The 25,575-nt window shown below is 73.1% G+C and carries 24 protein-coding genes; 8 read left to right on the forward strand and 16 right to left on the reverse strand.

The features are described 5' to 3' along the window. Positions 1 to 28: 28 nt before the first annotated feature. Complete coding sequence (locus tag ACWDVW_RS13470; RefSeq protein WP_449947848.1) at positions 29 to 967, forward strand: siderophore-interacting protein; 939 nt, start codon at positions 29 to 31, stop codon at positions 965 to 967. Positions 968 to 985: 18 nt separating this feature from the next. On the opposite strand, the gene ACWDVW_RS13475 is transcribed toward ACWDVW_RS13470, so the two are convergent. Together ACWDVW_RS13475 and ACWDVW_RS13480 are read right to left on the reverse strand one after the other, a co-directional pair. Then, positions 986 to 1,501 carry a 2'-5' RNA ligase family protein gene (locus ACWDVW_RS13475; protein ID WP_449947851.1) on the reverse strand — a complete coding sequence of 172 codons (516 nt, stop codon included), beginning with the start codon at positions 1,499 to 1,501 and terminating at the stop codon, positions 986 to 988. A 25-nt stretch (positions 1,502 to 1,526) separates the two neighbouring features. After that, positions 1,527 to 2,573, reverse strand: coding sequence for an NAD(P)-dependent alcohol dehydrogenase (locus tag ACWDVW_RS13480; RefSeq protein WP_449947854.1), 1,047 nt, complete (start codon positions 2,571 to 2,573; stop codon positions 1,527 to 1,529). 113 nt (positions 2,574 to 2,686) lie between these two features. Here ACWDVW_RS13480 and ACWDVW_RS13485 point away from each other — a divergent pair, with 113 nt between their 5' ends. Then, positions 2,687 to 3,580, forward strand: a complete 894-nt coding sequence (locus ACWDVW_RS13485; RefSeq protein ID WP_449947856.1) for a DUF72 domain-containing protein — start codon at positions 2,687 to 2,689, stop codon at positions 3,578 to 3,580. A 56-nt stretch (positions 3,581 to 3,636) separates the two neighbouring features. Here the strand turns inward: ACWDVW_RS13485 and ACWDVW_RS13490 are convergent, their stop codons facing one another. From ACWDVW_RS13490 to ACWDVW_RS13505, 4 genes are all read right to left on the reverse strand, one after another. Beyond that, positions 3,637 to 4,011, reverse strand: a complete 375-nt coding sequence (locus ACWDVW_RS13490; protein ID WP_396746256.1) for a hypothetical protein — start codon at positions 4,009 to 4,011, stop codon at positions 3,637 to 3,639. Positions 4,012 to 4,073: 62 nt separating this feature from the next. Then, positions 4,074 to 4,715 (reverse strand): hypothetical protein, encoded by a 642-nt coding sequence (locus tag ACWDVW_RS13495; RefSeq protein ID WP_449947859.1) that lies wholly within the window; start codon positions 4,713 to 4,715, stop codon positions 4,074 to 4,076. 110 nt (positions 4,716 to 4,825) lie between these two features. After that, entirely contained in the window at positions 4,826 to 5,674 is an 849-nt protein-coding gene (locus tag ACWDVW_RS13500) for an alpha/beta hydrolase family protein (protein WP_449948071.1), read from the reverse strand. A 97-nt stretch (positions 5,675 to 5,771) separates the two neighbouring features. Further along, a complete protein-coding gene (locus ACWDVW_RS13505) occupies positions 5,772 to 7,028 on the reverse strand; it encodes a hypothetical protein (protein WP_449947861.1) in 1,257 nt (418 codons plus the stop codon). A gap of 343 nt (positions 7,029 to 7,371) precedes the next feature. On the opposite strand from ACWDVW_RS13505, the gene ACWDVW_RS13510 reads away from it, so the two are divergent. After that, entirely contained in the window at positions 7,372 to 9,429 is a 2,058-nt protein-coding gene (locus ACWDVW_RS13510) for a DNA gyrase/topoisomerase IV subunit B (RefSeq protein ID WP_449948074.1), read from the forward strand. A 29-nt stretch (positions 9,430 to 9,458) separates the two neighbouring features. Further along, positions 9,459 to 11,942 (forward strand): DNA gyrase/topoisomerase IV subunit A, encoded by a 2,484-nt coding sequence (locus ACWDVW_RS13515; RefSeq protein ID WP_449947864.1) that lies wholly within the window; start codon positions 9,459 to 9,461, stop codon positions 11,940 to 11,942. A 27-nt stretch (positions 11,943 to 11,969) separates the two neighbouring features. Here the strand turns inward: ACWDVW_RS13515 and ACWDVW_RS13520 are convergent, their stop codons facing one another. From ACWDVW_RS13520 to ACWDVW_RS13555, 8 genes are all read right to left on the reverse strand, one after another. After that, positions 11,970 to 12,605, reverse strand: a complete 636-nt coding sequence (locus ACWDVW_RS13520) for an alpha-ketoglutarate-dependent dioxygenase AlkB (RefSeq protein ID WP_449947867.1) — start codon at positions 12,603 to 12,605, stop codon at positions 11,970 to 11,972. Between the two features lie 20 nt (positions 12,606 to 12,625). Then, on the reverse strand, positions 12,626 to 13,675 hold the full coding sequence (locus ACWDVW_RS13525; RefSeq protein ID WP_449948076.1) for a PseG/SpsG family protein: 1,050 nt from the start codon (positions 13,673 to 13,675) through the stop codon (positions 12,626 to 12,628). After that, positions 13,672 to 14,406: a cytidylyltransferase domain-containing protein gene (locus ACWDVW_RS13530; protein ID WP_449947870.1), complete on the reverse strand. Its 735-nt coding sequence runs from the start codon at positions 14,404 to 14,406 to the stop codon at positions 13,672 to 13,674. Before ACWDVW_RS13530 ends, ACWDVW_RS13525 begins: the two co-directional genes overlap by 4 nt. Further along, positions 14,403 to 16,205: a class I SAM-dependent methyltransferase gene (locus ACWDVW_RS13535; protein ID WP_449947873.1), complete on the reverse strand. Its 1,803-nt coding sequence runs from the start codon at positions 16,203 to 16,205 to the stop codon at positions 14,403 to 14,405. The genes ACWDVW_RS13530 and ACWDVW_RS13535 overlap by 4 nt, the downstream gene beginning before the upstream one ends. Continuing rightward, on the reverse strand, positions 16,202 to 17,035 hold the full coding sequence (locus tag ACWDVW_RS13540; RefSeq protein WP_449947875.1) for a hypothetical protein: 834 nt from the start codon (positions 17,033 to 17,035) through the stop codon (positions 16,202 to 16,204). The genes ACWDVW_RS13535 and ACWDVW_RS13540 overlap by 4 nt, the downstream gene beginning before the upstream one ends. Before the next feature lie 9 nt (positions 17,036 to 17,044). Next, positions 17,045 to 18,193, reverse strand: a complete 1,149-nt coding sequence (locus tag ACWDVW_RS13545; protein WP_449948079.1) for a DegT/DnrJ/EryC1/StrS family aminotransferase — start codon at positions 18,191 to 18,193, stop codon at positions 17,045 to 17,047. Positions 18,194 to 18,195: 2 nt separating this feature from the next. Beyond that, on the reverse strand, positions 18,196 to 19,188 hold the full coding sequence (pseB, locus tag ACWDVW_RS13550; RefSeq protein ID WP_396746280.1) for a UDP-N-acetylglucosamine 4,6-dehydratase (inverting): 993 nt from the start codon (positions 19,186 to 19,188) through the stop codon (positions 18,196 to 18,198). A gap of 206 nt (positions 19,189 to 19,394) precedes the next feature. Beyond that, positions 19,395 to 19,904 (reverse strand): GNAT family N-acetyltransferase, encoded by a 510-nt coding sequence (locus ACWDVW_RS13555; RefSeq protein WP_449947879.1) that lies wholly within the window; start codon positions 19,902 to 19,904, stop codon positions 19,395 to 19,397. A gap of 79 nt (positions 19,905 to 19,983) precedes the next feature. On the opposite strand from ACWDVW_RS13555, the gene ACWDVW_RS13560 reads away from it, so the two are divergent. Genes ACWDVW_RS13560 through ACWDVW_RS13575 form a run of 4 tightly spaced genes read left to right on the forward strand, consistent with a single transcriptional unit; the run spans position 19,984 to position 22,750 of the window. Beyond that, positions 19,984 to 20,235 (forward strand): acyl carrier protein, encoded by a 252-nt coding sequence (locus ACWDVW_RS13560; protein ID WP_396746286.1) that lies wholly within the window; start codon positions 19,984 to 19,986, stop codon positions 20,233 to 20,235. Between the two features lie 2 nt (positions 20,236 to 20,237). Beyond that, positions 20,238 to 21,494 (forward strand): AMP-binding protein, encoded by a 1,257-nt coding sequence (locus ACWDVW_RS13565; RefSeq protein WP_449947882.1) that lies wholly within the window; start codon positions 20,238 to 20,240, stop codon positions 21,492 to 21,494. Next, on the forward strand, positions 21,487 to 22,236 hold the full coding sequence (locus ACWDVW_RS13570; RefSeq protein ID WP_449947885.1) for an SDR family NAD(P)-dependent oxidoreductase: 750 nt from the start codon (positions 21,487 to 21,489) through the stop codon (positions 22,234 to 22,236). The genes ACWDVW_RS13565 and ACWDVW_RS13570 overlap by 8 nt, the downstream gene beginning before the upstream one ends. Next, positions 22,220 to 22,750, forward strand: coding sequence for a hypothetical protein (locus tag ACWDVW_RS13575; RefSeq protein WP_449947888.1), 531 nt, complete (start codon positions 22,220 to 22,222; stop codon positions 22,748 to 22,750). Before ACWDVW_RS13570 ends, ACWDVW_RS13575 begins: the two co-directional genes overlap by 17 nt. Positions 22,751 to 23,283: 533 nt before the next feature. Here the strand turns inward: ACWDVW_RS13575 and pseI are convergent. Both pseI and ACWDVW_RS13585 read right to left on the reverse strand, forming a co-directional pair. Beyond that, complete coding sequence (gene pseI / locus ACWDVW_RS13580; RefSeq protein ID WP_449947891.1) at positions 23,284 to 24,333, reverse strand: pseudaminic acid synthase; 1,050 nt, start codon at positions 24,331 to 24,333, stop codon at positions 23,284 to 23,286. Then, positions 24,330 to 25,520: a glycosyltransferase family 2 protein gene (locus ACWDVW_RS13585; protein WP_449947894.1), complete on the reverse strand. Its 1,191-nt coding sequence runs from the start codon at positions 25,518 to 25,520 to the stop codon at positions 24,330 to 24,332. The genes pseI and ACWDVW_RS13585 overlap by 4 nt, the downstream gene beginning before the upstream one ends. Positions 25,521 to 25,575 lie beyond the last annotated feature (55 nt).

The raw sequence follows: 25,575 nt of genomic DNA on the forward strand, positions 1-25,575 counted from the left end.
CGCCACCGGTCCGCACCAGAGAGGCACCATGACCAACACCCTGCCGATCACGCCCTGGCGGCTGTTCGCCGTCGAAGTCCGGGCGGTACGCCGGCTCAGCCCCTCCTTCGTCCGGGTCACCTTCACCGGCCCGGACCTGGACCGCTTCGCCGACAACGGCGACGACCAGCGGATCAAGCTGGCGTTGCCGCTGCCCGGCCAGCGTGGGGCGGACCTGCCGCAGGGGCCGGACTGGTACGCGCAGTGGCGGGCTCTGCCGGATCACCTGCGCAACCCGATCCGCACCTACACCGCGCGGGCGGTCCGGCCCCACCTCAACGAGGTGGACGTCGACCTGGTGCTGCACGGCGACTCCGGCCCGGCGACCCGGTGGGCGCGGCGGGTGCGCCCCGGCGACGAGATCGCCATCGCCGGCCCGGACGCCGGATTCGACGGCGACCAGGGTGGACGGGAGTTCCGGCCGCCGTCGACCGGTCGTCTGCTGCTCGCCGGGGACGAGACGGCGGTGCCGGCGATCGGCGGGATCTGCGAGCGGCTGCCGTCCGACGCCCGGGGCCGGGTGCTGCTGGAGGTGCCGTCGGCGGCGGACGTGCTGCCGTGGGTGGCGCCGCCCGGTGTCGAGGTGACCTGGCTGTCGCGCGACGGTGCGCCGCACGGTGCCCGGCTGGTCCCCGCCGTGGCCGCCGCCGCCGAGGAACTGCTGGCCCGGGCGTTGCCGGTCGGGGCGGGCGTGTCGGGGGCGTACGCGTCGGGCGGTCAGTTCGTCGACGACGTGGACGTGGACCGCGCCATCCTCTGGGAGGTGCCCGACGCCCTGCCGTCCGCGCCGCTGTACGCGTGGCTGGCGGGGGAGGCGGGTGTCATCCGTACCCTGCGCCGGCACCTGGTCGTCGAGTGCGGCCTGGACCGGCGGGCGGTGGCCTTCATGGGCTACTGGCGGCATGGCCGCGCCGACCCTTCGAGCTGAGCCCCGGCCGCGCGACGGTCAGGGCAGCGGGTGCGAGATGCCCCGGGCGTGGTCGGTCAGCGCCGCACCGACCACGGTGGCCTCCAGCGGCAGGATCTCCAGGCAGCGGCGGACCGCGATCGCCATCAGCGTGTTCGGCACCCGCATGGACAGCGTGCAGTGCGGCACCCAGTGGCCCGGTCGGTAGTGCGCGACCAGCTCGACCCCGGCGGCGCTCAGCCGGTCGTGCACCAGCCGGTGGTGCGTCAGCAGCTCGGTGGTGGGTGCCGGGCCCAGCCAGAGCACCCGGCCGACGAACTGGCCGGCGTGCTGGAACGTCAGCCGCAGCGGTGCCGCCACGGTGGTGCCGGCCAGCGCCGCCGCCACCTGCTCCGGATCGAGGCGCGGCGCGACCGCCAGCGAGACGTGCGGCCGGTGCCGCTGCTCCAACAGGGACCGCAGGCTCTGCACCCCCTCGGCCTCCAGGGCGTCCCAGAGCACCCGGATCCGGCGGGTGGCGACGGTGTCCAGATAGAGTTCCAGCGCGGCGACCACATGATCACTGTAGGCGGGTCGCCCCTCACGGCACGATGACCGCCCGGCCCTCCAGCGTGCCGTCCTGCATCCGGCGGTACGCGTCCATCGCGTCGTCCAGGCCGAACGTGGTGATCTTCGGGCGGACCAGCCCCCGTGCCCCCAGGTCGAGCACCTCGATCAGTTCCGGCCGGCTGCCCCAGTACGTGGTCTGCACGCTGGCCTCGTAGGGGACGGTGAAGTAGCTGATCGTCAGCGAGCCGCCGCCGATGCCGACGACGGTCAGGTCGCCGACCGTCCGCACCACCGAGACGGCGAGCTTCAGGGTGGGGTCCGCGCCGACGAAGTCGAGCACCACGTCGGCACCCCGGCCGCCGGTGAGCGTCCGGATCTCGTCGGCGGTCCCCGCGCCGGACCGCAGCGTCAGGTCCGCGCCGCACTCCTGTGCGAGCCGCAACGCCTCGTCCCGGGTGTCCACCGCGACGACCCGGGTGGCGGTGGTGGCCTTGAGGATCTGCACCCCCACGTGCCCCAGTCCGCCGACGCCGATCACCACCGCCGTGCTGCCCGGCACCAGCTTCGGCCAGGACCGGCGGATCGCGTGGTACGGCGTCAGTCCCGCGTCGGTCAGCGGCGCCGCCTGCACCGGGTCCAACCCGTCCGGCAGCGGCACCACGTGCCGGGCGGCCGGCACCAGCTCGTACTCGGCCATGCCGCCGTCCAGGCCCAGACCACCGCCGCCACCGGGCACCGGCGCGGCGGCCGTGTTCTCGCAGTAGTTGTCGGCACCGACCCGGCAGCGGGCACACACGCCGCAGCCCCACGGCCCGTACACGGCGACCGGTTGACCCACCTCCAACCCGGTCACCCCGGCCCCGAGGGCGTGCACCCAGCCGGCGTTCTCGTGCCCCAGCACGAACGGCGGCCCCCACGGCAGCGTGCCCGAGTCGAAATCGTGCATCAGGTGCAGGTCGGAGTGGCAGGCCCCGGCACCACCGATCTTCACGACCACCTGACCGGGGCCGGGCGTCGGCTCGTCGATCTCGACCAGCTCCGGGTCGCTCTTCCAGGCGGGCAGTCGTAGCGCGCGCATGTGTCGCCTCCTTCGTCCACCGGCTGCCTCCCCGCCGGATGCCGGGACAAACCCGACCGGACCGTCCCGCCCACCGGTTGCCGATCCGCCCCGGCGGCGGTGCACTGAACTACATGAGTGTCATCACGGTGGGCACGTCCTCCTGGGCCGACCGGACGCTGGTGCGCTCCGGGTGGTACCCGCGCGAGGTGAACACCCCGGCCGGCCGGCTGGGTCACTACGCCGAGCGGTTCGCACTGGTCGAGGTGGACACGTCGTACTACGCCATCCCGACGCCGGAGACCGTGCACGGCTGGGTCGACGCCACCCCCGACGGCTTCACCTTCGACGTCAAGGCGTTCAGCCTCTTCACCGGCCACCCGACCCCGGTCGCCACCCTCCCGGCCGACCTGCGCCCGGCGGGCGGACCGGCCCGGGTCCGTCGACGCGACCTGCCGACCGAGGCGTACGACGAGCTGTGGCACCGGTTCCGGACGGCGCTGACACCGCTCGTGGCGGCCGACCGGCTCGGTGCCGTGCTGTTGCAGTTCCCGCCGTGGCTGACCCGGGGCGACGCGGCCCGCCGCCGGATCGCCGAGCTGGCGTCCCGGTGCCGGCCCTGGCGGGTCGCCGTCGAACTCCGGCACGGGTCCTGGTTCGACGGTACGGCGGCGCTGGAGACGCTGGCCTTCCTCCGCGAGCACGACCTGACCCACTGCGCCGTCGACATGCCGCAGGGCCATCCCAGCTCGGTGCCGCCGATTCCGCTGGCCACCGCCGGACTGGCGATGATCCGGTTCCACGGGCACAGCACCGCCTGGGACGGCGGCGACAAGGAGGAACGCTTCCGCTACGCCTACGGCGACGAGGAACTGCGCCGCTGGTCCGAGGTGCTGGTCGACCTCGCCGACCAGGCCGACGAACTGCACGTGCTGTTCAACAACTGCTGTGCCGGCCAGGCCCAGCGCGACGCGGAACGGATGGCCGGGCTGCTCGGCGTACCGGCGGCCCGGTCCGTGCCGTCCTGACCGGACGCTCCGGTGCCCGCCGCGTCGGCGGCGGGCACCGGGACGCGGTGCGGTACTCAGCCGTGCCAGGACCCCTCGGTGTGCATGCCGGTCGCCTCTTCCAGCGCGTTGTCCGGCAGATCCTCGCCGGCCACGTCGTCCGGGAATGGCCGCCTCGGCGGCGCCGGGTCCGGTGGTGCGCCCGGTCCGGCCTCGGGCGTACGGGTCGGCTCCACCGACCCGAACCCGTGCCGCCCGTCGGGCCACTGCCGTGACCCGTCCGCCGCCCGCCGTTCGCCCCGCCGTCCCTCGGGCACCGCGGTCTCCTCGCTGCCCTCGTCCATCGGCGAGTGCTCGCCGGCACCCCACGGCGGATCGGCGTCGAAGCCGTCCGTGGTGCCCCAGGGTGCGACGCTCCCCGGTCCCCGGTCCTGCCTGTCCCTGTCGCTCATGGCCACCTCGCCTGTCGGTACGCCCGGCGGTCGCGGTCGGTGCGCGTCGTGCCGGTCGGCCGTCAGCGGCCGTTCATGGCCATGTGTCGCCGGACCGCGTGCATGGTCGCCAACCCGCCGGCACCCTTGCCCATCCGGCCCGGCGAATGGGCCAGACCGTTGGCCCGGCCGAGGATCCCGCGCAGCACCTGCCCGGGCTTCTGCTGCTCACCCATGTACGCGGTGACCACGATCAGCGCCCCGGTCAGTGCCGGGATGGCCCACTGGAGCATCTTCAACTGGCGCTGGCTGGCGGCCACGTGCGCCGGGGTCTGCCCGTTGGGCTCGGTCACGCCCTGCACCGACGGCGTACCGGCCTTGGCCAGACGCATGCCGAGCAGTCGGCTGTAGCCGGTCACCGCGAGCGCGCCGACGGTCAGCGCGGTCTTCACCGTGCTGGCCCGGCCGACGCCCCGCTGGGCGGCCATCCGCGGGCTCTCGGTGACCAGCTCACCGACCGCGCCGGCCAGGTGCGCCCCGATCGCGGCCGCGTTGACCGGCGTCCACCGGGTCCAGCCGGTCGAGGCCGTCGGAAGTCGTTTGGTCGAGTCGTCGATGCGGGCCGCGGCGCCGTTGACGCCGAACGCTCCCATCAGGGAGCCGCCGAACCAGGCCGCCAGGCCCAGGTCGTGCATCGAACGCAGTGCGGTGTGGCTGTCAGACATCAGGTCCCCCTCCGCCGTGTCGGGCGCAGCGGCTTACCCCGGTCCGCACCGGCTAATCGCCGCAGAATCGACCTCGCCCGGCCACCGACGGTCAGCGGCGGTGCGGCAGGTCAGCGGCGGTGCGGCAGCGTGGCGGCGAAGTCGGCCACCCGCGTGGCCAGTGGCCCGGCGGCGCGTACCCAGGTGAAGTGGTCCAGGCGGGCGTCCGGCACCCGGTAGCGCTCGCGGGTCACCGGCGCCGCGGCGAGCTTGGCGCAGAGGCGGTCCACGGTCGGGTGCGGGGTGTACTGGTCACCCTCGACGCTGACCGCCAGCACCGGCGTGCGGATCCGGCCCACCGCCGCCTCGGTGTCCACCCCGTCGAGGTCCGGGAACCGGCCGGTGCGGGCGGTGTGCGCCCAGTCGCGGATCACGCCCCGGGCCTGCCGGCCGCCGAACCCCCAGCCGGGCCAGACGCCGAGCAGCCGGGCGGTGACGCCGATGCCCTGGGTGTACGGCAGCACGCCGTAGCGACGCGGCCCGGCGAAGTCCCGCCAGTACGGGATGCCGACGGCCACCAGCGCCAGCCCGTCCACCTCCTGCTCGCCGTGCAGGGCCAGGTGCAGCACGGCGGCCTGGCCACCCAGGGAGTGCCCGAGCAGCAGTGTGCGCCGCCCGTCCAGCCGCTCCTTGAGCGCGTCCCGCACCGCGCCGATGTCGGCGGCCAGCTCGGGGTAGCCGTAGCGGCAGGCGCGACTCGGTCGGGGCGTGCTCTCGCCGGTGCCGCGCAGGTCGGCCACGACGACGGCCAGCCCGGCGTCGCGCAGCGCGGCGGCGAACGGCCGGTAGTACCGGGCCCGGACGCCCATCGCCGGGGCGATCAGCACCACCGGGGCGCCGGTCACGCCCACCGGCTCCGGATAGACCTGGATGCCGAGGCGGGCCCCGTCGACCTGGACGTACTCCTGGAGGTATTCCACCGTCGCGCTCACCACGCCAGGCTACCGGCGAGTAGCCAACGGGGTGGGGCCGCCCCGACGCGCGGGTGGTCGCGTCGGGACGGCCCCTGGTGGTGACTCAGGAGACGCTGATCGTGCCGTTCGAGGCGCGTACGCAGGCCACCGAGCGGACGGCGGTGGCGGCCGCGCCGGTCAGGCACTGGCCGAGCACCTGGTGTCCGGCGGCGTTCGGGTGCCACGACTCCTGGCAGGTCTGGAAGTAGGTCACGCAGGTGTTGGCGATCCGCTGGATGGCGATCTTGTCCTTGCCGGAGAGGCTGGTGACGAAGGTGCCGTTGGGCGGGTTGTCCTGCAACCGGATCGGAGTGGCCAGAGTGCCGGTCGGGCTGTTGGTCCGCTCGCAGAGCCGGGCGCCGTCGAAGGCCCGCTGCACGTTGAGATAGACCAGGTCCGCGCCGGGGAACTCGGCGGCCAGCGTGCTCCGGGTGGAGCTGACGATGGTGCCGAGGCCCTGCGAGAACCGGTGCCCGGGAGCCAGGCTGGCGCGGTGGATCGGGCAGCCGGCCGCGTACCGCTCGGCACCCAGGGCACGGAACTTGTCCCGGGTGTCGTCCCGGCTGTCCTCGGAGTGGTATCCGGCCTCCAACTCCAGCGGCAGCGGGTTGGTGTAGTCCTGCAACACCACCCGGTGCTGGCCGTCGGCGTCCACCTCGCGCAACGTGGTCAGGATCTGCCGCACGGCCGCCGTGGTCTCCGCCGTGGCGGCGCTGATCTGCGCCGGGGTCGCCAGGTCGGCGTCGGTGCACGGCTTTTGCTCCACCGGCCCGTTCAGGTACGCCCAGAACTCCCACCAGCCCGTCCACGCATCCGCGATGAACCGGTTGGCGCACTTCTCGGCGACCCCGCCGAAGGTGAAGGAGCTGTTGTTGGAGCCGAGGCCGATCAGCACCAGGTCGATGTCGTGGGTCTGGGCGACCGTCCGGAGCTGGTCGAGCTGCGCGGCGACCTGACGCCCGTTGGCGCGGGCCGACGAGGCGGCGGCGATGTCGTGCGGCTGGCCGCCGGAGCAGGCCAGGTTGAACCGGGCCTGGATGCCGGGCAGCGACGCCTGGTGCAGCGAGGCGTTGCCGGACCGGTGGCAGAAGAAGGCGTCACTGTTCGGAGCTGTCCACCCCGGGAAGCCCCGCGCGACGCCGGTCGAGTCGACCACCGGCTGGTAGGCCCCGGCGCCTTCGCCGCTGATGAAGCTGTCGCCGAGGGCGACCGCCGCGGTGGGTGGAGCCGCCGCGGCGGGTGCGGACGCGGCGACGGAGGTGGTGACGGCCGCTGTGGCGATGGCCAGGGCCAACGCGGCGGTACGACGCAACCCGGACATGGCTTCCCCATCCGTTCATGGAAATATGAAAGATCCTCTAGAACGGTGATGACATCACGTGGGTGTGACGCACGTCAACCATGGGAAACATGAGTGGCACCGAGACGCCAGGGACGCCGGAGGCGTACCCCCGCACCACCTGACGCCGACGGCCGGGCATAACCGTGGAGACCCGGACGTTGACCGCGGCAAGGTCCACCAGCAGCGCCGCCACGCGGCGTGCCGCATGGGTGTCCGCTCGGCTTGTCGGGGCGTGCGGCTACGCTCGCTGCGGCGTGCCCGCGCCGGGCCGACCGCCGACGGTGCGGTGCAGCACATCGCCGAGACCGGGGAGTACGACCAGTTGACCGCAGAGCCTGAGACCCTGTACGGGGCCGACGACCTCACCCACCTCGAGGGGCTGGACGCCGTCCGCAAGCGTCCCGGCATGTACATCGGTTCCACCGACAGCCGTGGCGTGGGCCACCTCGTCAACGAGATCCTCGACAACTCCACCGACGAGGGCGTGGCCGGTCACGCCACGAAGATCGAGGTGATCCTGCACGCCGACGGCTCGGTGCAGGTCGACGACGACGGGCGCGGCATCCCCACCGACGTGCACGCCCGCTCCGGCATCTCCGGCGTCGAACTGGTCCTCACCCGGCTGCACGCCGGCGGCAAGTTCGGCGGCTCCGGCTACAAGACCTCCGGCGGCCTGCACGGCGTCGGCGCCTCGGCGGTCAACGCGCTGTCCCGCCGCTTCGACGTCACCGTCCGCCGAGGCGGCAAGGTGCACACCATGTCGTTCCGGCACGGCGTGCCGGGCATCTTCGACGGCGACGGCCCGGACGCCTCCTTCACCCCCGGCCCGGGGCTCCAGGTCGCCGGCGCGGTCAAGCGCGGCCAGCGCACCGGCACCTCGATCCGCTACTGGTACGACCCCCGCTACTTCGAGACCGGCGCCGCCCTCGACCACGACGCGGTCCGGGCCAAGCTGCGCCACACCGCGTTCCTGGTCCCCGGAGTCAGCTACACCCTGCGCGACCACACCGGCGAGCAGTCGACCGAGGAGCGGTTCCACTACCCGAACGGGCTCACCGACATGGTGGAGTTCCTCGCCCCGGCCGGTGACCGGCCGGTCTCCGGCACCCTGCTGGTCACCGGCGAGGGGACCTATCGGGAGAACGCCGCCGACGCCAACGGCGTGATGCAGTCCAACGTGCAGCGGCGCGCCGAGATCGAGGTGGCCTTCCGCTGGGGCACCGGATACGAGCGCACCGTCGAGTGCTTCACCAACACCATCCGCAACGCGCACGGCGGGACGCACCGTAAGGGCTTCGAGCGGGCGCTGGCGCGTACGCTCGCCGACGCCGTCCGCAACACCCGGGGCCTGCTCAAGGCCAAGGAGGACGCGCCCACGCTGGACGACGTCCTGGAGGGCATGACCGCGGTGGTGCACGTGCGGGTGCCCGAGCCGCAGTTCACCTCGCAGACCAAGGACGAGCTCTCCACCGCCGGTGTGGTCAAGGTGGTGCAGGGCCTGATCGAGCAGCAGGTCAAGTCCTGGCTGGACGACCGTAAGACCAAGACCGAGGCCCGGACGGTCCTGCAGAAGATCGTCGACGCGGCCCGGGTGCGGCTGACCCAGAAGCAGCAGAAGGACGCCGCCCGGCGCAAGACCGCCCTGGAGGGCGCGTCCATGCCGCCCAAACTGGTCGACTGCCGCGCCGCAGGTATTGACAGAAGTGAGCTGTTCATTGTAGAAGGCGACAGCGCATTGGGTACCGGGCGACTTGCCCGTTCTGCGGAGTATCAGGCGCTTCTGCCGATCCGGGGCAAGATCCTGAACGTGCAGAAGGCCAACCTCCAGCAGGTGCTGGACAACGCCGAGTGCGCGGCGATCGTGCAGGTCCTCGGCGCGGGGTCGGGGCGTACCTTCGACCTGTCCTCGCTGCGCTACGGCCGGGTGCTCATCATGGCCGACGCGGACGTCGACGGCGCGCACATCCGGACGCTGCTGATCACCCTCTTCGCCCGCTACATGCGACCGCTGATCGAGTCGGGCCGGCTCTACGCCGCGATGCCGCCCCTGCACAAGATCACCACCAAGGGGCGCAACCCCGAGACCATCTACACCTACACCCAGGCGGAGATGGAGGCGACGGTCCGCAAGCTCGCCTCGGCCGGCAAGCAGATCGTCACCCCGGTGCCGCGCTTCAAGGGTCTCGGTGAGATGGACGCCGACGAGTTGTGGGAGACCACGATGAACCCGGCCACCCGATCGGTACGCCGGATCACCATCGACGACGTCGACGCCGCCGAGCGGATCCTCGACCTGCTGATGGGGGAGAAGGTCGAGCCGCGCCGCAACTGGTTGATCGACTCCGCCGACCGCGTCGACCGCGACGCCATCGACGCCTGACCACCGGGTTCTGGAAGGAAAGCTGAGCCATGGCACGCCGCAAGGACACCAAGGTCGACCACTCCGCGTTCGACCGGGCCGGCGCGCGGATCGTCGACAACCCGCTGGTCACCGAGGTCTCCGACTCCTACCTGGAGTACGCCTTCTCGGTCATCCACTCGCGCGCCCTGCCGGACGCGCGGGACGGCCTCAAGCCGGTGCACCGGCGCATCCTCTGGTCCATGTACGAGCAGGGCTACCGACCGGACCGGGCACACGTGAAGTCGGCCCGCATCGTCGGCGACACGATGGGTAAATACCATCCGCACGGCGACGGTGCCATCTACGACGCGATGGTGCGGTTGGCGCAGGACTTCTCGCTGAACACCCCACTCATCGACGGGCATGGAAATTTCGGGTCCCCAGACGACGGACCGGCAGCGTCGCGTTATACCGAGGCTCGGATGTCGCGGGAGGCGATGCTGCTCGTCGGCGAGTTGGGTGAGGAGACCGTCGACGTCGAGCCCAACTACGACGGCTCGCTGACCCAGCCCACCGTGCTGCCGGCCGCCTTCCCCAACCTGCTGGTCAACGGTGCCTCCGGGATCGCGGTCGGGATGGCGACGAACATGATCCCGCACAACCTCGGCGAGGTCGTCTCGGCGGCCCGGTGGCTGATCCGGCACCCGAACGCCACCCTCGACAAGCTGATGGAGTTCGTGCCCGGTCCCGACCTGCCCACCGGTGGTCTGTTGCTCGGCCTCGACGAGGTGCGCCGGGCGTACGAGACCGGGCGCGGCGTGGTGCGGATGCGCGGCAAGGTGGAGATCGGCCCGCTGGAGGGCAGCCGGGGACGGCAGGCGATCACCGTGGTCGAGCTGCCGTACGGGGTGGGCGCGGAGAAGGTCATCGCGGCGATCACCAACGAGGTGAACAAGACCAAGCGGCTCACCGGGATCGCCGACGTCAAGGACCTGACCGACCGGGAGAACGGCACCCGCCTGGTGGTGGAGTGCAAGGTCGGGGTCAACCCGCAGGCGCTGCTCGCCGACCTCTACCGTCTCACCCCGCTGGAGCAGTCCTTCGGCGTGAACAACCTGGTGCTGGTCGACGGCCAGCCGCGCACCCTGGGGCTCAAGGAGCTGCTGGAGGTGTTCCTGGCGCACCGCTACGAGGTGGTGACCCGGCGCAGCGCCTACCGCAAGCGCAAGCGGGAGGAGCGGCTGCACCTGGTCGACGGCCTGCTGATCGCGCTGCTCGACATCGACAAGGTGGTCAAGCTGATCCGGGCCAGCGAGGACGCCCCGGCGGCCAAGAGCGGCCTGATGCGGCAGTTCACACTCTCCGAGATCCAGGCGACCTACATCCTGGACACTCCGCTGCGCCGGTTGACCAAATTCGACCGGTTGGAGCTGGAGGCCGAGCAGGAGAAGCTGCGCGGGGAGATCGCCGAGCTGTCCACCATCCTGGACGACGAGAACGTGCTCAAGAAGGTCGTCTCCGACGAGCTGGCGGCGGTGGTGAAGCAGTTCGCCGCGCCGCGTCGGACGACGCTCGTCGACGGTGACCTCAAGGAGGTGCTGGCGGCGTCCGTGCCGGCCGGGCCGCTGGAGGTGGCCGACGACCCGTGTCAGGTGATCCTCTCCGCCACCGGGTTGGTGGCGCGGACCGCCGCCGAGTCGGAGGAGGCCGCCGAGGGGCGGCGTCGGCACGGCCGGGTCAAGCACGACGCGGTACGCGCGGTGGTGCACTCCACCGCCCGGGGCCGGGTGCTGCTGGTGACCAGTGCAGGGCGGGCGTTCAAGGTCGACGTGCTGCCGCTGCCGGTGCTGCCGGAGCAGGCGGGCACGGTGTCGTTGCGCGGCGGGATGTCCGCGGCCGAGCTGGTGCCGCTGGAGCCGGGGGAGACGGTGGTGGGGCTGGCGCCGCTCGGTGCGACCGCCGAGGGCTCGCCCGGTCTGGCGTTGGGCACCCGGCAGGGCGTGGTCAAGGTCTGTGCCCCCGACTGGCCGGTGCGTTCCGACGAGTTCGAGGTGATCGGGCTGCGTGCGGGTGACGAGGTGGTCGGGGCGACCTGGCTGACCGGCGGTGCCGAGACGTTGGCGTTCCTGACCAGCGCGGCGTCGTTGTTGCGCTTCCCGGCGGGCACGGTGCGTCCGCAGGGGCTCAAGGGTGGCGGCATGGCGGGGATCGCGCTGCCGGGTGACGCGCAGGTGGTGTACTTCGGTGCGGTGCGCACCGACGATCCGGAGCACGGCGAGCCGATGGTGGTCACCTCCACCGGGGGGACGGTGAAGGTGACGCCGTTCGCGGCGTACCCGGTGAAGGGGCGGGCGACCGGCGGGGTGCGGGCGCAGCGGTTCCTCAAGGGGGAGACCGACGTGGTCGTCGCCTGGATCGGGCCGCGTCCGGTGGGCTCCACCGCGAACGGTGAGCCGGTCGAGTTGCCGGCGGCCGATCCGCGCCGGGACGGCTCCGGTTTCGCCGTGATGCTCGGCCCGACGGTGGTCGGTCACCAGATCGACCGCGACTGACCTGGCTCCGGCCCGGCCGGGTGTCGCTCAGGCGACGCCGGCCGGGCGGAACTGGACGCTGACCCGGGGACCGACCGGGCGGGCGGTCTTCGGCACGGCGTGTTCCCAGGTGCGTTGGCAGGAGCCGCCCATCACCACCAGGTCACCGTGCCCGAGCGGGAAGCGCAGGGTGGTGCCGCCGCCGCGCGGGCGCAGCAGGAGGTGGCGGGGCGAGCCGAACGAGACGATGGCGACCAGGGTGTCGGTGTGCGCGGAGCGGCCCAGGGTATCGCCGTGCCAGGCCACGCTGTCGCGGCCGTCGCGGTAGAGGCACATGCCGGCGGTGACGAAGGGCTCGCCCAGCTCGTCGGCGTAGTGCCGGGTCAGCGTCTCCCGGGCGGTGGTCAGCACCGGGTGCGGCAGTGCCCGGCCAGCGGCGTACCAGCAGAGCAGGCGGGGCACGTCGACCTCGGTGTCGTACATGGTGCGGCGTTCGGCCCGCCACGGCACGTCCCGCCGGAGCACGTCGAGGACCTGGTCGGAGCCGTGCACCCAGCCGGGCAGGTGGTCGACCCAGGCGCCGTGGCTCAGCGGGTGCCGGCGTATCTGCCCGGCCAGCGGCCCGAGTGTCGGGGGCGCGTCGGTGACGTCGAGCATCGACGGTTGGTACGCGGCCTGCGACATGAGGCCACCCTAGCAGGGCGTTAGTACACCTGTGCGATCCATTGGTGGTCGAGGGCGTCGAGCATCGCGTCGACCACCCGGCCCCGCCCGCGTCCGTCCACCGCCGCGTGCGCCCGGGTGGAGAGGGCGGCCCGGCGTACGCCGCTTTCGAGCAGCTCGTCCAGGAGCCGGAGGGCCGCGGCCCGGGCGGTGTCGTCGGCGATGAGGTCCGGCAGCTCGCCGAGTCCGGCGGCCAGTCCGGCGGCGGCCACCCGGTGGTACGACTCGCGTTGGTTGTCCACCACGCAGACCAGCGCCGACGGCGCACCCAGGCAGCAGAGTTCCCAGGTCGAGGTGCCGGCCGCGCTGACCACCAGGTCGGCGGCGGCGATCAGGTCGGGCAGGGCGCCGGTGGGCGGCACCGGCCGCAGCGACTGACCCGGTCCGGTGGTCAGCGCGGTGAGTCGCCCGGCGACCTCGGGCCGCCCCACGACGACGGTGAGCGTCATCGGCCGCCCGGTCGCCAGCAGTAGTTCGGCCAGCACCGGTGCCGCTCCGGCCGCGTCGGTGCCGCCGAAGAAGGCCAGCACCGAGGGCCGGTCCACCTGCGCCACCGGGCGCGGCGTCGCCGGCCGGGCGGCCAGCACCGAGTCGCGCAGCAGGGCGTACGCGCTGCCGGCCAGCAACCGGCCGGAGGTCACCAGGTCGGCGCCGAAGTTCTGGTCCAGGAACAGGTCGGCGTCCTGCCCCCGGGTGTCGCCGTCGACGATGGCCAGGGTCAGCACCCCGGCCTCCCGCAGCGCGCCGGCACCGGCCGGATCGAGGTCGTACGAGTCGAGCACCAGCACGTCCAGGTCGTGCCGGCGGGCCGCGCGGACCAGCCCGTCCGGGGTGTCCGGGCCGGGGCACAGCGGGATGCCCCGGGCGGTGAGGTGACCGACCGCCCAGTCGACGCCGGTCACCGTGCCGAACACCTCGACGGTGGCGCCCCGGGACAGCAACTCCTCGCCGAGGGCGAGACAGCGGACCAGGTGCCCGACGCCGCGTTGCGGGTCCGCGTCGCAGCGCAGACCGACCCGTACCGTGCTCAGCATTCCTCCAACCGCTTCTGCCGCACCTCGGCGTTGAGCGCCCGCACCTCCGGTCGCCCGTCGAGCCAGTCGGCGAGCGTGGCCAGCGGCACGGCGACGTCGCCGAAGTGTGCGGCCACGGCGTCGACCAGTTGCCAGTCCGGCTCGGTGTCGAGGGTGAGTCGCAGCCGGGACCGGTCCGGCGTGAGGGTGACCCCGAGTACCCGGAAGCGCTCCGGGTGAGCGTACGCGTACGAGGTCACGTGCACCCGGTCGTGGCCGGTGGCGAGCTTGTCCACGGTCCGCAGCGCCTCGGCGCGGATGATCTCCACGTCCAGGCCGCGCGGCAGCGTACGGGTGATCGACGTGCTGGCGTAGTCCAGTCCGGGCACCGCCCGGTACACCGAGGCGACCAGCGTGACGATCTCCGGGTCCAGCAGCGGACAGTCGGCGGTGAACCGCATCACCGCCTCGCCCGGGTGGGCGTCGAGCGCGCCGACGAAACGGGTCAGCACGTCGTCGACCGGTCCCCGGTGCCAGGCCACCCCGAGCCGCCGGCACTCGGCGACCACCGCGTCGTCGCCGGGGTCGGTGCTGGTGGCCACCACCAGGTCGGCGAGGACGCCGCTGTCCCGCGCGGCGCGTACCACCCGGCCCAGCACGCTGCGTCCGGCCAGTGGGCGCAGCACCTTGCCGGGTAGCCGTGAGGAGCCCATCCGGGCCTGCACCACACCCACGATCCGTTCGGTCACGACCGCTCCGTCCGCTTCGGGTCCGGCTGTCTGGGCGTCAGTGCGGCGCGGGCCCGCCGCTTGGCGGCCCGTGCGCCCCGGCGGGCCAGCCGGGCCGGGGTGACGGCGAGCCGACCGACCTTGTAGCTGAGCGAGCCGCTGAGCAGGTTGATCGTCGCCTCGGCCCGGCGCAGCGCGCGTTCCCGTGCGGTGAGCAGTTCCTCGGTCCAGGTCAGCAGCGCCGCCATCCGGGTGTTCTCCTCGCGTTGGCGTCGCCACGCCTCGTGGAGCTGTTGGTAGCTGCGCGGGCCGGACGGCGGGTCGGTCGGGGTGACGGCGCGCAGGTGGGCGTCGAGGTCGGCGCGTCCGGCGGCGTCCAGCCCCCGTTGCGCGGCGCCGACGGCGGCCTCGGTCTCCACCGCCGCGTCCACCACCGCGCGGTCGAAGTCCCGCCCGGCCACCCCACCGAGCACCACGGTCAGCCCCGCCACGTCCAACGTAGACGTCCACGGGTGGGCGTACCCGCCGGTGACCAGGTCGGTGGCGAAGCGCCACAGCGTCCGGGCGAGCACCACGTCGACCGGCAACGGGTCACCGGCCCGCCAGCTCGGATCGAGCACCGCGAAGCGGTCACCGGCGACGACCAGGTTCTCCGCCCCGGCCAGCGCCGCCGCCCCGCCGAGCCGACCCTGCTCGGCCTGCCCGGAGAGCCAGTCGGCGTACCCGCGCAGCAGGCGGCGCAGCAGGGCGGTGTCGCGGCGCAGGCAGCCGTCGAGCAGCAGGGTGCGCAGCAGCCGCCCGTCCGGGACCGGCCAGTCCGGTGCCGCCGGGTCGCGGTGGGCGGCCTGCCGGCTCGCGTACGGCGCGGTGGCGGGCGTGGTCGGTCCGGTCGGTGCCGTGCCGCGCCACCGCCAGCCCTGCGGACCGTCGACCACCTCCAGGACCGGACCGTCGGTGCCGCCGGAGCGGACCAGCGCCACCGGCAGCCGGTCGAAGACCGGGCCGGGTGGGTCGGTGCCCCGCTGGGCGAGCACCAGCCAGCACGGGGCCAGCTCGGTCGCCTTACCGGCGTGCAGCGCGTCCACGGCCAGCCGGGCCGGGTCGGCCAGCACGAACCGGCCGTCGAATCCCTCGGCGCAGCTGCGCTGCACCAGCGCGTCGAACAGCCCCGAGTCGGTGTGCCGGGTGAGCCGGTCGGTCGCCAGCAACGCGGTGGTCAGGTCCGGCCGGGGATATCCGGCGTAGCAGCCGCCCGCCCGCAGCCCGGCGTCGGTCAGCCGGACGTGGAGCTGGTCCAGACTGGCCGGACGGTCCGCGTCGAGCGCCCCGCCGATGCTCCACGCCGCGTCGGCGCGGTCGGCGTACCAGGGGGAGTCGGCCACCAACCGGTGTACGCCGAGCGGGTTGTCCAGCCGCAGCAATAGCGTCCCGCCGGGGCGTACGGCCGCCGCCAGCCGTCGCAGCCGGGCGTCCCACCCGAGCCGGGGGCCCTCGACCGACTCGATCGCGTCCAGCCCGGCGGCGGCGAGCACCAGGTCGTACTCCTCGTCGGCGGGCAGCCCCGCCACACCGGCCACCACCACCCGGTCGACCTGGCCGGCGAGCGCCGCCGCGTCGGGGTAGCCGCGCAGCAGCGCGGTGATCCGGGTGTGCGTCAACGCCGTCCGTACCGCCGGGTCGTGCGGCCCGGCCAGCAGCACCCGGGCGCCGTCGGGCACCAGCCGGGCCACCAGCGTGGCGAGCGGGCCGGCGTCGGCCGCCTCGTCGGACCAGGCCGGCATCTCGCCGCCGGGCAGCGTCACGGCCGTCTCGGTCGTCACGTCGTCTCCTCGTCCGGGTTCGCCCAGCCCAGCAGTTCGCGGAGGGCGGTGGGCGGGTAGCGGTGGTCGGTGCCCAGTTCGGCGCGGGTGATCTCCACGGCGGTGGCCAGGTGCACCCGTTCGCCGTGCAGCTCCGGCCACTGGCGGCGGATCCGGGCGGTGCCGCCGAAGGTCGGGTCCTCGTCGGCCAGCGTCATCGGGTCGCCGTACACGGCCGGTTCGCATCCGGCCGCGATGCCGTAGAAGATGGCGCTGGTCAGCCGGTTCGACGCGACCCGCCGGTGGCGGCGCAGTTCGTCGAGCTGCCGGTCCAGGAACAGCGGGTCGGTGTCTTTCCACCAGTGCCCCCGGTAGCCGTGGCAGACGACCCGGAACCCGGCGTTCTCGTAGAGCCGGCGGACCCGACGCATCCGGTGCTCGTGCCAGTAGAGGCAGACGGTGACCGGGCCGGGCTCGGTGTCCCGGATCCGGGCGATCAGCTCCCGGTGGTCACCCTTGACGTGCTGCCCCTCCCACCCGTGGAACGGATACCAGATGGTGCCCTCCCGCTCGGGCGCGGGCTCGGCGGCCCGCATCGCCAGCAGGTACGCGAAGGGCGCCCCGATCACGGTGACGTTGCGCCGGCCCACCGACCAGGCCCGCCGTCGGGTCTGCTCCGACCAGAGCAGGCTGGGGGCGCGGTCCGCGTACGGGTGGCCGGGCGCCAGCCCGTCGCCGATGTTCCAGCCGTGCTGGACGTACCCGTCGATCCGGGGTGGATGCCCGTCGCCCAGCCCGGCGTAGCGGGCCAGCACGTGCGCGTGCCCGTAGAAGTGGTTCGCGTGGTGCATCGGGTCCTCTCAGGCGGCCGACCGGACCCGCGTGCCGCGCAGTGCCGTGGCGAGCGCCTCCACGACCCGGTCCTGGTCGACGTCGCGCAGGCCGGGATAGAGCGGCAGCGACAGTTGCTGGGCGTAGAACGCCTCCGCGACCGGGTGGGCGCCGCGCCGGTGGCCGAGGTCGGCGAAGAGCGGGTGCCAGTGCACCGGGATGTAGTTGACCTGCACGCCGATGCCGGCGGCGCGCATCCGGTCGTACACCTGTCGACGGCGGCCGTCGAGCACCCGGATCGGGTACAGGTGCCAGGCCGGTGCGGCCCAGTCCCGCCGACCCGGGGTCAGCACGCCGGGCAGGTCGGCCAGGGCCTCGTCGTAGCGGGCCACCAACTCGGCCCGGCGGGCCAGGAACGCGTCGAGGCGGCGCAGTTGGCTGCGGCCGAGCGCGCAGAGCACGTCGGGCAGCCGATAGTTCAGCCCGTACGAGTGGACCTCCTGGTGCCAGCCGCCCTCGTCCGGCCACCGCTGCTCGTCGCGCTCCCGGACCAGCCCGATGTTGCGGAACCGGCGGGCCCGGGTGAGCAGCTCCGGGTCGCCGGTGACGACCGCGCCGCCCTCGGCGGTGGTCATGTTCTTGGTGGGGAAGAACGAGAACGTGGTCAGGTCGGCGAGCGTGCCGACCGGCCGACCCTGGTAGGTGGCCCCGATCGAGTGCGCCGCGTCGGCGAGCAGCGTGGCGCCCGTACCGTCGATCGCGGCGCGCAGCGCGTCGTAGTCGGCCGGGTGTCCGGCGTAGTCCACGGCGGCGACGACCTTGGTCCGCTCGGTGACGGCGGCGGCCACCGCGGCCGGGTCCAGCGTGTACGTCTCCTCCTCGACGTCGGCGAAGACGATCCGCGCGCCCAGCGCCAGCGCGCTGCTCGCGGTCGCCACGAACGTCGTCGGTGGCACGATCACCTCGTCACCGGGACCGACACCGGCCGCCGCGTACGCCACGTGCAGCGCCGCCGTGCCGTTGGAGACCGTCGCCACCCCGGCGCCACCGGCCCACCGGGACAGCTCCGCCTCGAACGCGGCGACCTCGGGACCGGTGGTGAGCCAGTCGCTGCGCAGCGCGGCGACCACGGCGGCCACGTCCTCCTCGGTCACCGACTGCCGCCCGTACGGCAGCATGCTCATGCGGCGAGGGCGGTGAGGCCGAGCATGGCGCGCAACTGCGGGACGGTGAGCCACTCGTCGTTGGTGTCCGACTGGTACGCGAAGCCGTCCGACACCGGCTCGCAGTCGACCGGCGGCTGGTAGCCCCAGGTGGCGATGGTCGGCTGCACGATGAACCGGTCCTTGGCGATCAGCGTCCGGCGGCTGTCGTCCGGCGCGATCATCTCCTCGTGCAGCTTCTCGCCCGGGCGGATGCCGATCTCGTGCGTGGTGGCGTCCGGGGCGACCGCCTCGACCAGGTCGAGGATGCGCATGCTGGGGATGCGCGGCACGAACAACTCGCCGCCCTGCATCTGGTCGAACGAGTCCAGGACGAACTGCACCGCCTGGTCCAGCGTGATCCAGAACCGGGTCATCCGCTTGTCGGTGATCGGCAGGCTGCGGCCCTCGGCGGCGAGGCGGCGGAACAGCGGCACCACCGAGCCCCGGCTGCCGACCACGTTGCCGTAGCGCACCACCGAGAAGCGGGTGGGGTGCTGGGCCGCGTAGTGGTTGGCGGAGACGAACAGCTTGTCGCCGACCAGCTTGGTCGCGCCGTACAGGTTGATCGGGCTGGAGGCCTTGTCGGTGGAGAGCGCGATGACCTTGCGTACGCCGGCCTCGATCGCCGCGTCGACGACGTGCTGCGACCCGGTGATGTTGGTGGCGATGAACTCCGAGGGGTTGTACTCGGCGGTGTCGACCTGCTTGAGCGCGGCGGCGTGCACCACGTGGTCCACCCCGTGCATGGCCCGGGTCAGCCGGTGCCGGTCCCGGATGTCGCCGATGAACCAGCGCAGTCGCGGGTCGTCGCCGAGTTGCTGGCGCAGCTCGTACTGCTTCAGCTCGTCACGGGAGAAGACCACCACCCGGGCCGGGTCGACCTCGTGCAGGAGGTGCCGGAGGAAGGTCCGGCCGAAGGAACCCGTGCCCCCGGTGACGAGGATGGACGATCCGTTCAGCTCGCTCAATGTGGTGCTCCCGTGGTCGTCGGTGAGCCGGCGACGCCACAGCCGGCCGGGTGGGAACGCTAGGGGCGGTGGGTTAACGCGCCCACGCCCTGCGGTTAACCCGGGCCGCTGGGGCCGTGAATGACCGGCACCGTCGGGCACGATTCCGGCAGTGCCGGAAACAATTTCCGAACGTTTCGTGAACGCGACGTGGACGGCTCGCCCCGTCAGTTCTGACGACGATTGTCGCGCGCCAGCGAAATGGGGACGACGGTGATTTCCCGGCCGTCGTGGACCTCGGTACGACCGACGCCCTCGACGAACCGGAAACGACGGTTCATCTGACGTACCACGGTGTTGTCGGCGAGCACCTCGCCGTCGAGGCGGTCCAGCGTCAGCACGTCGAAGGCGTACCCGACCGCCGCCCGCATCACGGCCAGCCAGACGGGCAGCGTCTCACCCCGTGCGGCCAGCCCCTCGGCGTCCAGATAGAACCCCCACGACCCGGTACGCGGACCGTCGAACCGCAGGTCGAAGAAGGTGACCGCGCCGCAGGGCACCCCGTCGTGCAGGTAGGTCAGCACCCGGCGGGTGGGATCGGTGCGGACCGCCTCCCACCACCGTCGGTGCTCCTCCGGACCGATCAGGTGACTGGTCTTGCTGACCTGTCGATTGACGTCCTGATTACGCCAGGACAACATCAGGTTAACGTCGTCCCCGGTGGCGTCTCGCAGCACGTACCGCTCACTTTCTGTTCGTATTTCCAGGGTCTTCGGGCACCCTAATCACGATTCCTGTGGCTGTACACTCCGCGGCATGACGGAATTGAGCCGCGCGCAGATTCGCGACCTCATGGGGCAGGTGCTGGCCAACCAGGGCAAGGCGCTGCCGGACGACGACGCGGCGGATCTGCGGGAGATCGGTTTCCGGTCACTGGACTTCTCCGAGCTGGCCCTGCGGGTCGAGGACGTCACGGGTGAGGAGTTGAACTTCGACGCCCCCGGGTTGCGGCGCATCGCCACCGTCGGCGACGTCCTCGACTTCCTCGCCGACCTCCAGCGGCAGTGAGCGTGCGGATCGCCCCGCCCCTCGGGGCGTACCCGGCCGGTGTGGACAACCGCGTCGTGGTCGGCGGCAGCGCGCTGACCTGGCGGGACCTGCCCGAGCCGGCCCTGCCGGACCCGGTGGCGGTGCTCGCGTACTCCGCCCGCGACGCGCTCGCCGCCGCCCGGCACCACGCCGTGTACGGCACCGAGCTGCTGCTCGCCGGCGCCGCCCGGGTCGACGCCGGGCTGCGGGACGAGCTGCGGGCCGCCGGCTTCACCCTGACCGCCGCCGACCCGACCGTCGTCCTCGCTCCGACCCGGCCCCGACCGGCCGAGCCCGGTCGACTCTGGTTGTTGACCTCCGGCACGACCGGACGTCCGAAGCGCGTCGGGCACACGCTGGAGTCGCTGACCACCGTCCGGGGCGCGCAACCGGGCCGCACCTGGCTCTGCCCGTACGCCCCCGGCACGTACGCCTGGTGGCAGGTGGTGACGCTGGCGTTGACCCAGCCGGGCCAGCACCTCGTGGTGGTGGAGCCGGATCAGCTCGACGACTGGCCGGCGCTGGCCGCCGCACACGGTGTCGACGCCGCCTCCGGTACGCCCACCTTCTGGCGTCGGGCGCTGCACCGCGATCCGGAGGCGTTGGCGCGGGTGCCGTTGCGGCAGCTCACCCTCGGCGGGGAGCCGGTCGACCAGGCGGTCCTGGACCGGCTGCGGGAGGTCTTCCCGGCCGCCCGGATCTCCTGGATCTACGCCTCCTCCGAGGTCGGCGCGGCGATCGTGGTGCACGACGGACGGGCCGGGTTCCCGGTCGAGTGGCTGGACCGTACCGTCCCCGGACGCCCCACGATCGGGCTGCGGGACTCCGAACTCGTGGTCACCTCGCCGTACCACGGGGTCGGTCTGACCGGGCCGGTCCGCACCGGGGACCGGGCGCAGGTCGTCGACGGCCGGGTGCTGATCAGCGGGCGGCTCGACACCGACGAGATCAACGTGGGCGGCAGCAAGGTCTCCGCCGGCCTGGTCCGCGACGTGCTCACCGCGCACCCCCGGGTGGCCTGGGCCCGGGTCACCGGCCGCCGCGCCCCGCTGCTCGGCCACATGGTCGTCGCCGAGGTGGTGCCCGCCCCACCGGTGTCCGGCGCGACCGGACCGGACCTCGACGAGGCGGCGTTGGTGCGCTGGTGCACCGACCGGCTGCCCGAGTACGCCGTGCCCCGCCGGATCCGGCTGCGCGCCGAGATCCCCGTCAAGGAGACGCTGAAGAGCGATGTCTGAATCCGCCGTTCCCGTCCCACCGTCCACCGTGGTGCTCGTCTCCGGCGGCTCCCGGGGCCTGGGTCTCGCCATCGTCACCGACCTGCTCGACGCGGGGCTGAAGGTGGCCGCCTTCGCGCGTACCGTCACCCCGGAGTTGGCGAAGCTCGCCGAGACCGATCCGGACCGGGTGCACGTCGACTCGGTCGACGTCACCGACCGGGCCGCCACGCAGGCGTTCGTGCGGGCGGTGGAGGACCGGCTCGGTCCGGTCGACGGCGTGGTGAACAACGCGGCGGTCGGGCAGGACTCGCTGCACGTACACACCGCCGACGCCGACATCGCCCGGATCATCGAGACCAACCTGACCGCGCCGTTGCAGCTCACCCGGCTCACCGTGCGGCGGATGCTGGCGCAGGGACGGCGCGGGCGGATCGTCAACGTCACCTCGATCTGCGCGCAGCGCGGCTTCCCCGGGCTTGTCGCGTACTCCGCCACCAAGGGTGGGATGGACGCCGCCACCCGCTCGCTGGCCCGGGAACTGGGCGGCCGGGTCCTGGTCAACGCCGTCGCGCCGGGCTTCTTCGCCTCGGAGATGTCGGCGGTGCTCGGGCCGACCCAACTGGACCAGATCGTGCGCCGCACCCCGACCGGCCACCTGACCGAGCCGCACGAGGTGGTGCCGGTGGTGCGGATGCTGCTCCGCGACCAGACCAACATCAACGGCCAGGTCATCGTGGTCGACGGTGCGGCCTCGATCTGACCCGGGCACCGTGTCCTCCCGCCTCGCCGTCGGCACGCCAGGGCCGTCGGTGGCCGCGCTCCTCGCCGCCGCGCCGCGACACCTGCGCGTCGCGTCGGCCACCGAGTCGGGCGACGCCGTCACCCGCAGCCACCTGGCCGACGGACGCTGCGTCGGGTGGTACGCGCCGTCGATCCCGGGCTGGCGAGTCGCGATCGACGCCGAGTACGCCGGTGCCCAGGTGCCGCCGATGCTGGCACACCGCTTCGGCACCGCGAACTTCTGGGCCCGGTGGACCCGGACCGAGTGCGTGGCCAAGCTCGCCGACGTGCCGATGGCCGCCCTGTGGCGACAGCACGGCCTGAGTGCGCCGACCGGCACCGTCCGACTGTGGCGCACCCTGATCATCAGCCCTTCGGGCCGTGCGGGAGAGCCCGGCCCGGTGGACCGGGCCGGGCTCTCCGACCTGGTGGTCACCGTCGCCTTCGCCCCGGGCCGTGCCGCTCCCGTCCCGGGCCTCGCATCTCCCGACTAGGACCTTGCGGCTCGCGGCTCGGACCTCGGGCCTCGGACCTTCCGACTTGGGCCTTGGACCTTCCGGCTCGGACCTCGGATCTTGGACCTTCCGACTTGGGCCTTGGACCTTCCGGCTCGGACCTCGGGCCTCGGACCTCCCGGCTTGGGCCTCGGACCTCCCGGTCGGGCCCTGTCGAGCTGAACCGTCTGTGCTGTCGTGTCACCGACCGCTCGGCCCCACCTGATCGCGGTCAGGGCGGACTGCCGGGCTGCGGGATGTTGTCGGCTGTCGTTCCGGGAGGTGGGTAGATCTGTTGTCGCCCTAGCGACAACAGATCTACCCACCGGGCTTCGGGCGCTGTCGGAAACCCCTCAGCGGCACCCCGGGCCTTGGCCCGATAGCTGTCGGCCAGCACCACGCCACCCCCGACGAGCACCGCGCGGTCGACCCGGATGCCGAACGGTCGCGGCAACAGCGCCGGGCCGCAGCCCTCGGCGAGGATGTCGGCGGGTCGGCGGCCAGGTCGCTGTGGGAGACGCCAGGCCGATCAGTCAGATCAGGTCCCAGCTCAGCGGGGTACCCCGGGCGACGTCGGTGGTGAAGCGACGGCCGAGGACCCGGTCGATCTCGACCGGGTGCAGCCCGCCGGCGGGCCGGATCGAGCGCACGGTGGCGGCGGTGACCTCGTCCCCGGCCCGCACGTCCGCCACCACATAGAGCGAACGCCGGAAACGCAGTCCCTCCCGCTCGGCGGGGGTGGGGCCGACGGCGGTGCCGCCGAGCGCCGCGTACGCCCGCTCCGACTCGACCACCAGCGCGGCCAACTCGGAAGGGTCCAGGGAGAAGTCGGAGTCCACGCCGCCGTCGGCGCGGTCCAGCGTGACGTGCTTCTCGATGAAACACGCCCCGAGGGCCACCGACGCGACCGGCACGCCGATGCCGGGCGTGTGGTCGGAGAGGCCGACGGGCACCCCGAACGCCTCGGCGAGCACCGGGATGCGGCGCAGGTTGCTGTCGGCGGGCGGCGCCGGGTACGAGGCGGTGCAGGCCAGCAGCACGATCCCGCCGGCACCGCCGTCGCGCGCGGTGCGGACCGCGGCGTCGATCTCGGCCAGCGTGGCCATCCCGGTGGAGATGACCATCGGCTTGCCGGTGGCCGCGACGAGCCGGATCAGCGGCAGGTCGACCAGCTCCGACGAGGCGATCTTGTACGCGGGCGCGTCCAACTCCTCCAGCAGCTTCACGGCCGAGGCGTCGAAGGGGGAGGAGAAGACCGTCAGGCCGTGCTCGCGCGCCCGTTCGAAGATTGGCCGGTGCCACTCGTACGGGGTGTGTGCCCGCTCGTAGAGCCGGTAGAGGTTCTGCCCGCCCCACAGCTCGTGCCCGCCGGAGATGCGGAACGCCGGGGTGTCCACGTCGATGGTGATCGTGTCGGGTCGGTACGTCTGGAGCTTGAGCGCGTGTGCGCCGGCCGCCGCGACAGCGTCCACGATGGACATCGCCCGGCCCAGGTCACCGTTGTGGTTGCCGGACATCTCGGCGACCACGAAGGGGCGCTCCCCGGCGCCGACCAGATGCGGGCCGATCTTCAAGGTGGTCATCGTGATCCGTTCTGGCGAGTCCGCACCAACGGGCGGGGCGACGTGGGGTCCGGCGTGCCGTCGGGCGGGGCCGGGGACGCGGCGGGCGAGGTCGATGCGGCGGGCCCGGACGCCGCAGCGGTCGAGGTGGGTGCGGCGGGCGAGGTCGGGGCGGCGGGCGTCGCAGCACGCAAGCGGGTGGCCATTCGGTGGGCCCGGCGCAGCGCGGCGTACGCCAGGTAGCTGTCCCGACCGACGAGGCGGTGCTTGAACCCGGCCACCCCGCCGGGCCGGGGATACCCGCGCTCCGGCAGGTACCGGCGGTAGTGCTCGGCGACCCGCCGGAAGAAGTCGCGCCGCAGGTGCGGGTGCAGTCGGTCGTCGTTGCCCACCACCACCAGGAAATGGTTCACCATCAGGTCGAACAGTTCGCTGTGCCAGCGTCCGTCCGGATACCGCTCGTGCCGCCAGGCGAAGAGGCGGTCGTACTGGTCGAAGGCGTCGAAGTGTCGGCCGCTGCGGGTCGAGGTGATGGCGCCCTGCCGTCCCTGGCGGTAGAGGTAGCAGACCCGGTCCAGCACCGAGATTCGCTCCGCGCCGATCAGCAGCGGGTGGCTGAACGGGATGTCCTCGTACCAGCCGGGGTGGAAACGCAAGCCCAGCTCGGCCAGGAACTCCCGGCGGACCACCTTGTTCCAGGCGGTGTGCTGCACCCGCAGCAGCCGGGGCCGGTCGACCAGCCGCAGCACGCCGGGAGTGTCCCGCAGCAACCGGCTGCTGGGGTCCTCCTCCCGACGGCCGCAGTCGTGCACCCGCAGATGGTCGATCATCATCACGTCGGGGCGGTCGGCCCGCAGCCGGTCCAGCACCGCCGGGATCGTGCCCGGCGGCAGCCAGTCGTCGCTGTCGACGAACCACACGTACCGGCCGGTGGCCACGTCCAGCCCGGCGTTGCGCGCCGGGCCGAGGCCGACGTTGGTCTCCAGGTGCCGCACGCGTACGCCCGGGTGCTCGGCCGCGTACGCGCGCAGCAGGTCGCCGCACCCGTCCGGCGAGGCGTCGTCCACCGCGACCAGCTCCACCTCGGCGGCCCGGTCGGCCGGGACGTCACCACGGATCGAGTCGAGGCACTGTCCCAGGTACGCCTCGACGCCGTAGACGGGCACCACGATGCTCAACAGCGGCGCGTGCGTCGGCGCAATGACCACGCGGCAACCATCGACCGCCCGGGTGGACGGCCCTGGAACCCGACGTGGCCGTCGG

It is taken from the genome of Micromonospora sp. NPDC003241, assembly GCF_053589795.1.

What these genes read in the sequence shown, in the direction of transcription:
- ACWDVW_RS13470 (WP_449947848.1), top strand. Translation starts at nt 29, where the DNA reads ATGACCAACACCCTGCCGATCACGCCCTGGCGGCTGTTCGCCGTCGAA.
- ACWDVW_RS13480 (WP_449947854.1), bottom strand. Translation starts at nt 2,573, where the DNA reads ATGCGCGCGCTACGACTGCCCGCCTGGAAGAGCGACCCGGAGCTGGTC.
- ACWDVW_RS13485 (WP_449947856.1), top strand. Translation starts at nt 2,687, where the DNA reads ATGAGTGTCATCACGGTGGGCACGTCCTCCTGGGCCGACCGGACGCTG.
- ACWDVW_RS13490 (WP_396746256.1), bottom strand. Translation starts at nt 4,011, where the DNA reads ATGAGCGACAGGGACAGGCAGGACCGGGGACCGGGGAGCGTCGCACCC.
- ACWDVW_RS13495 (WP_449947859.1), bottom strand. Translation starts at nt 4,715, where the DNA reads ATGTCTGACAGCCACACCGCACTGCGTTCGATGCACGACCTGGGCCTG.
- ACWDVW_RS13505 (WP_449947861.1), bottom strand. Translation starts at nt 7,028, where the DNA reads ATGTCCGGGTTGCGTCGTACCGCCGCGTTGGCCCTGGCCATCGCCACA.
- ACWDVW_RS13515 (WP_449947864.1), top strand. Translation starts at nt 9,459, where the DNA reads ATGGCACGCCGCAAGGACACCAAGGTCGACCACTCCGCGTTCGACCGG.
- ACWDVW_RS13520 (WP_449947867.1), bottom strand. Translation starts at nt 12,605, where the DNA reads ATGTCGCAGGCCGCGTACCAACCGTCGATGCTCGACGTCACCGACGCG.
- ACWDVW_RS13540 (WP_449947875.1), bottom strand. Translation starts at nt 17,035, where the DNA reads ATGCACCACGCGAACCACTTCTACGGGCACGCGCACGTGCTGGCCCGC.
- ACWDVW_RS13545 (WP_449948079.1), bottom strand. Translation starts at nt 18,193, where the DNA reads ATGCTGCCGTACGGGCGGCAGTCGGTGACCGAGGAGGACGTGGCCGCC.
- ACWDVW_RS13560 (WP_396746286.1), top strand. Translation starts at nt 19,984, where the DNA reads ATGACGGAATTGAGCCGCGCGCAGATTCGCGACCTCATGGGGCAGGTG.
- ACWDVW_RS13570 (WP_449947885.1), top strand. Translation starts at nt 21,487, where the DNA reads ATGTCTGAATCCGCCGTTCCCGTCCCACCGTCCACCGTGGTGCTCGTC.
- pseI (WP_449947891.1), bottom strand. Translation starts at nt 24,333, where the DNA reads ATGACCACCTTGAAGATCGGCCCGCATCTGGTCGGCGCCGGGGAGCGC.